We start from the raw sequence: 10,417 nt of genomic DNA, 5'->3' as shown, positions 1-10,417 counted from the left end.
AAGGTGCCATCCTTCACTATAGTTAAGGATGGCGACGCGGGGTGGAGCAGCCTGGTAGCTCGTCGGGCTCATAACCCGAAGGTCGCGGGTTCAAATCCCGCCCCCGCAACCAGAAGGCCCCCGGGCACAATGGCCCGGGGAGTTTCGCTTTACCCTTAAGGCATGGACTGGGAGGTGAGGGAAAACCCCAAGCGGCTCGCCAAGGTCTTCCGCTTCAAGGACTTCCGGGAGGCCCTGGCCTTCGCCAACCGGGTGGGGGAGCTGGCCGAGGCCAAGGGGCACCACCCCCGCCTCACCGTGGAGTGGGGCAAGGTGGAGGTGGAGTGGTGGACCCATAGCGCCGGGGGCATCACGGCGAAGGACGAGGAGATGGCCCGCCTCACGGATGCGCTCCTGTAGGCTAGAGGCATGGAGGCGCGGACCCTCGAGCTCGTCTTCCCCGAGCACACCAACCCCCTGGGAGCGGCCTTTGGCGGCTTCGTCCTGGGCCTCATGGACAAGGTGGGCTCCTACGCCGCCGCCCGCTACGCCAAGAAGCCCGTGGTCACCGTGGCGGTGGGGAGCGTGGAGTTCAAGGTCCCCATCCGCACCGGGGACCTCCTGGAGGTGGTGGCCCGGGTGGTGCGGGTGGGGCGCACCTCCTTGACCGTGGAGGTGGAGGTCTACAAGGAGCGCTTCGGCCAGGAGAACGGCCGGACCCTGGCCACCAAGGGCACCCTCACCTACGTGGCGGTGAACGAGAAGGGGGAGCCCGTCCCCGTGGAGGCCCATGCGGGTGCTGATTGACGCCCGGTGCCCCTACTGCCGGGCCTTGGGCGGGGTGCTCAAGGCCCTGGACCTGGGGCAAAGCCTCCGGGTGGAACCCCTCCAGGAGGTCCGGGACCTGGACCAAGAGGCCCTCCTCCAGGAGCTCCACGTCCTGGAGGGTCAAAGGGTTTACCGCGGCTACGGCGCCCTCCTCCACCTGGCCCGCCGCCTGCCCCTCCTTTGGCCGCTCCTCCCTGTCCTCTACCTCCTAGGCCCTGTGGGAAGGCCCCTTTACCGCCTCCTGGCGGCGCGGAGGCCCCGTGCCTGAGCTTCCCGAGGTGGAGACCACCCGGGGGCGCCTCCTCCCCCTGGTCCTGGGCAGGCGGGTCCTGGCGGTGCGCCACCAGGACCCGGGGCGCTACCGCCGCGTGGAGGAGGCGGTGGGGAGGCGGGTGGAGGGGATCGGCCGCCGGGGGAAGTTCCTCCTCTTCGCCCTCTCCGGGGGTTTGGAGATGGTGGTGCACCTGGGGATGACCGGGGGGTTCCGCCTCGAGCCCACCCCCCACACCCGCCTCACCTGGGAGCTGGAGGGGCTACGCCTCCACTTCCACGACCCCCGGCGCTTCGGCCGCATCCTGGTGGTGCGGGAAGGGGACTACCGGGAGATCCCCCTCCTAAGCCGCCTCGGCCCCGAGCCTCTATCCGAGGCCTTCACCCTTACCGGCTTCCTCCAGGGCCTCGCCCAAAGCCCAAAGCCCCTCAAGGCCCTCCTCCTGGACCAGACCCTGGCGGCGGGGGTGGGGAACATCTACGCCGACGAGGCCCTCTTCCGCGCCCGGCTGAGCCCCTTCCGGCGGGCCTCCTCCTTAAGCGCCGCCGAGGGGGAAAGGCTTTATTGGGCGCTGAGGGAGGTCCTGGCCGAGGCGGTGGCCCTGGGGGGAAGCACGCTTTCCGACCAGAGCTACCGGCAGCCCGACGGCCTCCCCGGGGGCTTCCAGGAGCACCACGCCGTCTACGGGCGGGAAGGCCGCCCCTGCCCCGGCTGCGGCGGGCCCATCCGGCGGGGGGTGGTGGGGGGCAGGAGCACCCACTTCTGCCCCCGCTGCCAGGCCTAGCCCCCGTAGAACCAGCCCGTGTCCCACATGACCAGGGGCTTGGCCTCGTACCGCACCCCGGCCTCCACCACCTCCGCCACCACCAGGCTGTGGTCCCCCCCGGGGTAGAGGTGGCGCACCTCCGCCTCGAGCCAGTAGGGAAGCTCCGTGAGGAGGGGCAGGCCGAAGGTGGGGGAGGGGACGAAGGGGTGGCCGTTTAGGGTCTCCCCCTCCCTTTGCGTGGGCTTGAAGAAGTCCTGGGCGATGGCCTTCTGGTCCGCGGCCAGGGTCATGAGGGCGAGCCTCCCCGTGCGCTCTATGAGGGCGTGGAGGCGGCTATCCCGCTTCACCCCCAGGGCGACGAGGGGCGGGGTGAAGGAGGCCTGGGTCACCCAGTTCACCGTGCCGGCGGCGTACTCCTCCCCATCCTTGGCGGTGAGGATGTAAAGCCCGTAGGTGAAGCTCCTTAAGACCTTCTTCTTGGCCTCGAGGTCCATGCCCCCATTCTAATCTTCCTGGAGCACCCTTAGCAAAGCCTCGTGGATGCACCCGTTGGTGGCCACGATGTAGCGGTGGCCCAGGTGGTAAGGCCTCCCCTCCAGGTCCGTCACCCTTCCCCCCGCCTCCTCCACCAAGAGCCACCCCGCCGCCACGTCCCAGGGGTTGAGCTTCACTTCCCAAAAGCCCTCCAGGCGCCCCGCGGCCACGTAGGCCAGGTCTAGGGCCGCCGCCCCCGGCCGCCGCACCAAAAGCCCCCGCCGGAGGGCCCGGGCGAAGTAGGTGAGGTTTTCGGGGTCCTTGGCCACGTCATAGGGGAAGCCCGTGGCGAGGAGGCTTCCCAAAAGCTCCGCCCGCTCCGTGACCCGGATGGGCCGCCCATCCAGGTAGGCCCCCCCACCCCTTAGGGCGTAGAAGGTTTCCCCCCGGGCCGTGTCCCGCACCACCCCCACCTGGATGACCCCCTCCACCTCGAGGGCCAGGGAAACCCCGTAGAAAGGGAAGCCGTGGGCGTAGTTCACCGTGCCGTCCAGGGGGTCCACGATGAAGCGGAGGGCCTTCCCGCCCTCCCCTCCCCCCTCCTCCCCCAAGAACCCCGCTCCGGGGAAGCGGGAAAGGAGGAGGTTCTTGATGGCCTCCTCCGCCTCCCGGTCCGCCTGGGTCACCAGGTCCGTGGGGCCGGACTTGGTCCCCTGGGTGAAGCCCTTGGCCAAGTAGTAGGCGTGGATGCCCTGGGCCAGGGTCGCCGCCTGCAGGAGGGCCTCTAGATAGGGGTAAAAGGGATGGCCCTTCACGCCCCCATCATAAAGGCCCGCACCTGGGCGAAGAGGGCTTTGAGCCGCTCTGGGCTCTTCACCCCCGGCGCCTCCTCCACCCCGCTCGCCAGGTCTATGGCGTAGGGGCGGAGGGCCAGGGCTTGGGGAGCGCTTTCCGGGGTGATTCCCCCGGCCAGGATCACCCGCTTCCCCGTGGCCAGGAGGGGCTCGGCCCAAGCCCGGGGGTAGGCCTCCCCGCTTCCGGGCCGGGGGCTATCCAGGAGGAGGGCCCAGGCGGGGTACTCGGCCCAGGCGGCATCGGCGGGGCCTTGCAGGGAAAACGCCTTGATCACGGGATAAAAGCGCCCCACCGCCAAGGCCCACTCCGGGGGCTCCCTCCCGTGGAGCTGGGCCACCTGAAGCCCCGCCGCCTCCATGAGGCGGAGCACCTCCTCCGGGGCCTGGTCCCGGAAGACCCCCACCCGGACCACGAAGGGGCCCAAGGCTTTGGCCATCTCCCGAGCTTGCTCCGGGGAGACCCGCCGCTTGGAGCCCGGGGCGAGGACGAAGCCCAGGGCGTGGGCCCCGAGCGCCTCGGCCAGGAGGGCGTCCTCGAGGCGGGTGAGGCCGCAGATCTTCACCCGCACCATGCCCTAGCCGCACTTGGAGTAGCCGCAGGCCTGGCACTTGTAGCAACCTTCCTCCCGCACCAGGGCCTTCTCCCCACAGACCGGGCAAGGAAGGGCCCCGGGCAGGGCCAGGCCCCCTCCGGAAAGGCTCGGCAAGGGCTCCTCCGCCCCCACCATTCCCTTGAAGGCCTGGGGGATGGTTTCCAGGGCCACGGCGATGAGGTCGGCCTTGCTGGAGACGAGCCGGCCCTGGTAGGTGCCGTAAAGCCCCCCGTTGATGCCCCGGAGGGTGCGGACGATGGCCTCGGGGGGAACCCCGTACTGCAGGGCGATGGACACCACCCGGCCCAGGGCTTCGCTGTCGGCGTTGGCCTCGTCCCCCGCCTTGCCCGAGGTGAGGATCACCTCAATGGGCCTGTCCCCCAGGAGGTTCACCGTGACGAGGAAGCTCCGCTTGGTCCCTTCCGGGGAAAGGAGCTTGACCATGTCCGTGAAGCCCATGAGGCGGCCCGGGCGCTCGTAGACGGGGCCCCCTTCCCCCCGTTTGGCCTCCTGCCCTTGCGGCGCTTCGTCGGGTGCCTCCCGCCTTTCTTCCTTCACCTCCTTGTCCTCCTTCTTCACCGTGAGCACCTGGAACTCCCGGGAGCCATCCCGGTAGACGGTGATCCCCTTGCACCCCGTGCGGTAGGCCTCCGTGTAGGCCGCCTCCACGTCGGCCACCGTGGCCTCGTGGGGCAGGTTAATGGTGTTGTGGGAGATGATGCCGTTCACCACATAGCGGTGGACGTCTTCCACCTCTATGTCGTACATCTCCACCTCGCCCGCATCCTCCACCGCCACCACCCGGAAGGCCAGCACCTCCGTGGGCCAACCCAGCCGGTCCGCGGTGCGGTTGTACACGTGGGATACCCCCCTATCCCGCACCGATTTCAGGTTATTGTAGCCGGGGTGGTGTACCCCCACCCGGGTGGCCGCCAGAATCTCCTCGGGCACGAAAACCCTGTACCGCTTGTCCACCCGGGGAATGCGCTTGTGGCTTTCTATGGGCTCCACCAGCTCTTGAAGAGGGCCAGAAACCACCACCGAGTGGACGAAGTACGTCTCCCTAGGCGCCCTCACCTTCTTGCGGCCTTGGTACACCCAGGGCAGCCCGAAGCTGCGGGCCACCTCGGCAGCCTCGTAAGCAAGCCGGCGGCTTTTGCCCTCGTAAAGGATGAGGCCCTGGTCCTGGCGGGCGTACCCGTCCAAGGTCAACCCCCGGAGGAAGGCCAGCTTCTCCTCGGGGCTCCCCTGGAGGATCTGGGAGGGCACCCGCTTCTCCTTAGCTCCCTTGCCGATCAAGGCTTCCACATAGCGGGCCAAGCGCCTAGAAAGTAGGTAAACGTTACGCACCCCCGTGCGCTTGTCCAGGGTGGCCTTGGGCTCCGCGCCGAAGAGTTTGTAGGCCACATTCCGGAAAGCCGCCTCCACCTCTGGGCTCTTGGTGGCGATGCCCACAAAACCCGTGCGCTCCACCGTGGCCCCATCCGCCGCCAACATGCCCAGGAAAAGGGCCAACTCCGGGCTCATGCATTCCGGCAAAGGGAGGGCCTTGGCGTTGGTACGGCGGGGAAAGTCCAAGGGGATAGGAGCGCCCCCTGGGCCATGGGAAGGCACCAACTTCCCCAGCACGAGATCCCCCGGCTTCAGGTCCCGCATAAGGCGCCAACCTTCCGGAGTAAGGACGCGGTGGCTTTCCCAAGCCCCCACCAGCTCGGCGCCGTTGTCCAGGCGCACCCGAACCCCCCGCTTCTTCCCAGCAAAGTAGTGGGCGGTGATGCGGTAGCCTTCAGCCGTGTAAAGGCCCTCCACGGGAACAAAGGTGTCCTCGGGGTGAGGTGGGGCGATCTCTTCCACGGGGATAAGCCCACGGGAGGTAGGTATCAAGGTGCCCTTGGCAAGGCATTTGGAGAGGGAGTTCCCGGCGTACCCCTCGGCGTCAAAGGCCCGCTGCACCACCCCCTGCATGCGCACGTGGTCCAGGGGGTGGATGTCGTGGGCGCACAGGAAGACCTTGCGGATGGTCTCGGGCACGAAGGGGAGGTTCTGCACCGAGCCGTGCCCGTCCTTCTGGATCTCCTCAACGATCTTGTCCCAGTCCCACTTGCCGTCCTTCTCGTAGCCGGGGGCGGGCGGGAAGGCCTCCATGAGCTCCACGAAGAGGGGGTGGAGGAGGGGCTTGTACTCCCCGCCGATCCTGCGCCAGACGAAGGGGCTGAAGACGGGCTCAATCCCGCTACTGACCCCCATGAGCATGCTGGTGGTGCCCGTGGGGGCCACGGTGAGGACGGCCACGTTGCGCCGGGGCTTGATGCCCAGGGCCTCAAAGTACTCCCGGTGCTCTTCGTAGAGGGGGAAGGGCCCCCGCTCCTCGGCCAAGTCCTCCGAGGCCCTTATGGCCTCCTCCCGCATGGCGGAGAGGATCTCGTAGACCTTCTGCCGGGCCGCTTCGGAGTTGTAGGGAAGGTCCAAGCGGATGAGCATGTCGGCGAGGCCCATGACCCCAAGCCCGAGCCTGCGGAGCCTCTTGGCCGCCTCCTCGTTGTCTTTGAGGGCGAAGCGGTTCACGTCCAGGACGTTGTCCAGGAAGCGGATGGCGGTGCGCACGTCCTCCCTGAAGGCCTCCATCTGGAACTCCCCGTCCTTCACGTAAGCGGCGAGGTTCAGGGCGCCGAGGTCGCAGGGCTCGCCCACGGTGAGGGGGATTTCCCCGCAGTTGTGGCAGACCAAGCCGTTGGCGATGAGGCTATGGGTCACGGGCTCGGTGAGGTCGTACACGGGGGCTTCCCCCAAGGCCTCGAGGCGCTCCACCACCGCCACAAACGGCTTGCGGTAGCTCCCTCGAGGGCGGTCCTGGAGGTAGGCGCAAAGCCTCGCCTGCTTCTCCTCCTGCAAGAAGCCCACCACCTCGGCGAAGCGGTCCCGGCTTCTAGCCCCAAGGATAAGCTCGTACTGCTCCGCCACCGGGTATTCCTTCAGCCCACCCCGCCCATCAGGCAAGGAGGTTTTACCCGCAGCACGGCGCCGGTAAATCTTGCCGAAGATGCCGAGGTTGAGGAGAAGGAGCTGCACATCCTGCAGCAACGCCAGGCTGGAGGAGGCCAATCGCACCGTGGCGTCCTTCTTGCCCGGGTTCAGCTGTACCGAGCCATCGGCGCTAAAGAGCCCCTGGAGGAAGCCCACCACCGCTTCCCGGGGAGCCCGGAAAAGGCTTTCAGGGACCCGCTTCTCCGTGGCCTTGGCCACCTTGACCCCAAGCGCCTGGAAGAACTCGGCGGGGATGCGCTTAAAGTGCAGGTGGTAGGTGTTGGAGGAGGTTTCCTGGAGGGTCCCTCCGCCCAACCAATCCCGAAGAAGGTCTACAAGCCAACCAAGCGCCTGGAAATCCTCCCGGGAGAAGTAAAAGCCCACCCCGTCTTCCCGCAGGTAGCCATCGCCCACAAGCCACCCCAAAGCCACGCCCAGCTCCCGGCTCCACTGGGTGGGAAGGTTGGCGTACTGTGCCCGCACATCGGCCCTTCCCGCCCCGCCCCGGCTCCCGGCGGTGGCCACCCGCTCCCGAACCACCGCCAAGGCGGGGGCTGGGAGGGCCACCTCCTTGGGGAAAAGGCCCTCCCCACTTTGGATCAGGATCCGATCCCCCGGACGGAGACTCCCCACCTCCCGGTAGCCCAGAGGGGTAAGGACCGGGTGGTCGGGGGTAAGGGTGAGCTCCAGCCCCTCCCGCGTCCTCAGGCGGACCACCGGTTTCACCCCGGTGAAGAAGGCCTTGGCCGCCCGGCGCACCGTGGTGCCTTCGTGGGGCATGGGCCGGCCCACACCCCCGAAGGGAGCGCGGTTGTCCGTGACCAGGAAAAAGCCTTCCGGCTTCTCCGCCAATTCGGCGATGGGAACCAGGCCGTACTCCGTGGGCACCCGGGTAGAACCCACGAAACAGGGGTTGGTGGAACGTATCTGGTAGCGCTCCCCCAACCCCTTCAGGGCCGAAAGGGCGTTGACCCGGTCCACGAAGATGAGCCCCGGCTCCCCCGTGGCCCAGGCGTGCCAGGCGATCTCGTGCCAAAGCCAGCGGGCGGGTACCTTCCCCTCGTAAAGGGGGATGGCCTTGGCCCCGTCCTCCCGCTCGGGGAGCTCGGGCACCTTCCCGGTGTAGGGGCCCTCCAGGGGATAAGGGTAGTACTTGCCGGGGACCTCAATGGGGGTCACGGGCCAAAGGGCGTCCTGCTCCAAGGCCCGCATGAAGGCGTCGCTTACCAGGACGGAGATGTTGAAGGTGGAGATGTCCCCTTCCGCCTTCTCCCGGTCCAGGTCCTTGGCGGTGAGGAAGTCCAGGAGGTCGGGGTGCTCAATGGACAGGGTGGCCATGCCCGCGCCGCGGCGGGTGTTGTGGCTCACCAGGCCGTTGGCCAGGTAGGTGTGGTTGCCCTCCACCGAAAGGTCCAGGGTAAGGATCTCCCCCCCCGGCTCCACGGCCGCCACGCGCACGTAGTACTCGTTAAAGGCGAAGGGTTCGGCCTCCAAGCCCAAGCCCTGGGCCTTCTCCTGGACCAGGGTGTACCCCGTGGCGGTGAGCTGGCGCTCGCCCCGGAGATACCGGAGGAGGTCCTTGCGCAAGGGGGTGTAGGGAGAAACATGGCCCTTCCCGCCCTTTTCCGCCACCGCCAGGAGGGGTCTTAAGAGGCCTTCGGCGTGGGGCAAGGGCCAGCTGGACTCTCGGCGCGTGTCGGGTCGGCTTTGGTAAAGGGCCTCGAGGCGGGAGCCTTGGGGCACCCCAATCCTTTCCAGGTACCGCTCCAGGCCCTTTGCGGTCACCACCCGGACCCGGTAGTGCTCAGCCTTGGAGAAGCGACCGGGGCGGGGGTTGTAGCGGAGGAGCTTGGAAGGGATGCCAAGCCCTCCCAGGAGGACCATCACGTCCTGGGCCAGGCGCTTGGAGGCGGTGGCCAGCATGGGGTAGCCTGCGGTCACCGTGCCATCCGCCTCAAACAGGCCCCGGAGGAAGGCGGCGAGGACGGGGCGGGGGCTTTGGCGGATGGCCCGGGGAACCTCCAACTCCCGCGCCTTCCCTTTAAGTAAACCGTTCTTCTTGAGCCAGGTGACCAGGGGACGGCTCCTGACCACCAGGGTCACGCTCCGGTCACCGGGTTTCTTTTCTTCACGAAGCTCTAGCCCAAAGAGCTCCCGGAAGAGGCGCTTGACCTCCTCCCGCATGGGCTCGTCCTCGTGAACGGAGAAGCCGAGGCGGTCCCCGCTCACGAAACCTTCCCCGAAGAAGAACCCGAGGAGGAAGGCCAGGTCCTCGGTGAGCACCTCCGGGGTGCGGATGGGGGTGGCGTTGGGGTGGAAGGGCTCGTCCAAGGGGGCGAGTTGGACCGGAGTGCCCGTGTGCTCATCCAGCACCCAGATGACCCAGTCCCCGGGCTTAAGCTCCTGGAGCTCCACCCACGCCCGCGTCCCGTCCTCCCGGAGGACCTTGAGCTTGTGGTTGGGGGTTCCCTGGACCTCGAGGCCGTTTTCCAACACCACCCGGAGGGTGGGGGCTACGCCGTTGTTGTACCCCTCGGGGCTCGGCCGCCAGCCCTCATCGGTGGCCACGCTTAGGGTGTGGCGTTGCCAGCCCCGCCGGAAGGGGTCCACGAGCTCGCAAAGGCGCAAGGTGCCCCGGTCGGTGTGCACCAAGGTGTCCGGATGGAGGCACCCCCCCTGCCGCACCACCCGGAGCACGGGGGCGTAGACGTAGCGCAAGGTGGCCACGGGGCCCGCCTCCTCCGCCCCCAAGGCCGCCCACTCCAGGAAGTTGTCAAAGATCTCAAAGAGGAAGCTCACAGGGCCCGAGCTCGTTCCCCCGCTTCCCCGGATGGGGGCGCCCTCGGGCCGAAGGAGGGAGAAGTCCACATGGGGCACAAGCCCCCGCCGGGCAAGGTCCGCCGCCTCCTTGGCGGCCTCCACGATGCCCCCCATGTCGTCGGGCACCCGGATGACGTCCCCCGGGGGCTCCTGGGCCAGGGCCACCCCGTAGCGCTCCGCCAAGGCCTTTAGCTCAGGGGAAACCTCCCCGTAGACCACCCGGGCGAAGTTCTTCAGGGCGATCTCCTCCTTGGGGCCATCGGGGTTGATGGGGGGGCGCATGAGGCCGCGGATGAAGTCCTCCACGTCGGGGTGGCCCGCGGAAAGGTAGGCCACCCCCTGCACCGCCCGGCGCTTCCTCGTGCCCCGGGAGCGGTAGGGGTCCAGGTTCACCCCGTTCCCCCCGCCCACCTTGGTGACCAAGGCGAGCTTCTTGGCCACCTCCATGATGCCCGCGAAGCTTTCGGGGGGGTTTTCCGTGGCCCCTTGCACGAAGCAGTTGAGGAGGTTGCCGTGGGCGGTGCCGGCCCCGGCCAGGATGCGCCCGCCGGGGGAGAAGCGCTTGCTGCTCATGAGCTCAAAGAACTTCTCCTCCCAATAAGCCCGCTCCTCGGGCTTCTCCGGCTTGGCGATCTCCCGGGCCACCCGGCGGAACATGCCCAGAATATCCCCGTCCCCGGGCTGGAGATACTGGCGCTTGGCGATGGCCTGGGCGTGTTCGTCAAAGAAATAGCGCTCCATAACCCCTCCTAAATCCCCCCATATCTTGGGGCTTACGGCCTGAATGCTACTACTCCTTGAGTCTTCG

General features: G+C 67.9%; 8 protein-coding genes and 1 tRNA gene. 5 read left to right on the top strand and 4 right to left on the bottom strand.

Features of this window, described 5'->3' with window-relative positions:
- Positions 1 to 35 precede the first annotated feature (35 nt).
- The 5 genes from QT17_RS01365 to QT17_RS01345 all read left to right on the top strand — a co-directional run bounded on the left by QT17_RS01365 (position 36) and on the right by QT17_RS01345 (position 1,862).
- A tRNA-Met gene (locus QT17_RS01365) sits at positions 36 to 112 on the top strand.
- 50 nt (positions 113 to 162) lie between these two features.
- Entirely contained in the window at positions 163 to 399 is a 237-nt protein-coding gene (locus tag QT17_RS01360; RefSeq protein ID WP_039455458.1) for a 4a-hydroxytetrahydrobiopterin dehydratase, read from the top strand.
- A gap of 9 nt (positions 400 to 408) precedes the next feature.
- A complete protein-coding gene (locus QT17_RS01355; protein ID WP_039455457.1) occupies positions 409 to 786 on the top strand; it encodes an acyl-CoA thioesterase in 378 nt (125 codons plus the stop codon).
- The gene (locus QT17_RS01350; protein ID WP_039455455.1) at positions 770 to 1,075 is read left to right on the top strand and encodes a DCC1-like thiol-disulfide oxidoreductase family protein; all 306 of its coding nucleotides are present in this window, start codon (positions 770 to 772) and stop codon (positions 1,073 to 1,075) included. The genes QT17_RS01355 and QT17_RS01350 overlap by 17 nt, the downstream gene beginning before the upstream one ends.
- Positions 1,068 to 1,862 (top strand): DNA-formamidopyrimidine glycosylase, encoded by a 795-nt coding sequence (locus QT17_RS01345; protein WP_039455454.1) that lies wholly within the window; start codon positions 1,068 to 1,070, stop codon positions 1,860 to 1,862. The genes QT17_RS01350 and QT17_RS01345 overlap by 8 nt, the downstream gene beginning before the upstream one ends.
- On the opposite strand, the gene QT17_RS01340 is transcribed toward QT17_RS01345, so the two are convergent.
- From QT17_RS01340 to QT17_RS01325, 4 genes are read right to left on the bottom strand one after another with little or no spacing between them, the layout of a single operon-like run.
- On the bottom strand, positions 1,859 to 2,338 hold the full coding sequence (locus QT17_RS01340) for a flavin reductase family protein (protein WP_039455452.1): 480 nt from the start codon (positions 2,336 to 2,338) through the stop codon (positions 1,859 to 1,861). The genes QT17_RS01345 and QT17_RS01340 overlap by 4 nt on opposite strands.
- Positions 2,339 to 2,347: 9 nt before the next feature.
- Complete coding sequence (locus QT17_RS01335; protein WP_039455451.1) at positions 2,348 to 3,133, bottom strand: inositol monophosphatase family protein; 786 nt, start codon at positions 3,131 to 3,133, stop codon at positions 2,348 to 2,350.
- Positions 3,130 to 3,741 carry a phosphoribosylanthranilate isomerase gene (locus tag QT17_RS01330; RefSeq protein ID WP_081995745.1) on the bottom strand — a complete coding sequence of 204 codons (612 nt, stop codon included), beginning with the start codon at positions 3,739 to 3,741 and terminating at the stop codon, positions 3,130 to 3,132. Before QT17_RS01330 ends, QT17_RS01335 begins: the two co-directional genes overlap by 4 nt.
- A gap of 6 nt (positions 3,742 to 3,747) precedes the next feature.
- Positions 3,748 to 10,350: an intein-containing adenosylcobalamin-dependent ribonucleoside-diphosphate reductase gene (locus tag QT17_RS01325; RefSeq protein WP_039455449.1), complete on the bottom strand. Its 6,603-nt coding sequence runs from the start codon at positions 10,348 to 10,350 to the stop codon at positions 3,748 to 3,750.
- Positions 10,351 to 10,417 lie beyond the last annotated feature (67 nt).

It is taken from the genome of Thermus sp. 2.9 (genome assembly GCF_000794385.1).
Taxonomy (GTDB): domain Bacteria; phylum Deinococcota; class Deinococci; order Deinococcales; family Thermaceae; genus Thermus; species Thermus thalpophilus.
Note: the sequence above shows the minus strand (reverse complement) of the source record. Positions and strands in the feature narration are given on the sequence as shown.

Bases quoted from the DNA above. Each gene is read 5' to 3' on its own strand.
- QT17_RS01360 (WP_039455458.1), top strand. From the start codon at position 163: ATGGACTGGGAGGTGAGGGAAAACCCCAAGCGGCTCGCCAAGGTCTTC.
- QT17_RS01355 (WP_039455457.1), top strand. From the start codon at position 409: ATGGAGGCGCGGACCCTCGAGCTCGTCTTCCCCGAGCACACCAACCCC.
- QT17_RS01350 (WP_039455455.1), top strand. From the start codon at position 770: ATGCGGGTGCTGATTGACGCCCGGTGCCCCTACTGCCGGGCCTTGGGC.
- QT17_RS01340 (WP_039455452.1), bottom strand. From the start codon at position 2,338: ATGGACCTCGAGGCCAAGAAGAAGGTCTTAAGGAGCTTCACCTACGGG.
- QT17_RS01325 (WP_039455449.1), bottom strand. From the start codon at position 10,350: ATGGAGCGCTATTTCTTTGACGAACACGCCCAGGCCATCGCCAAGCGC.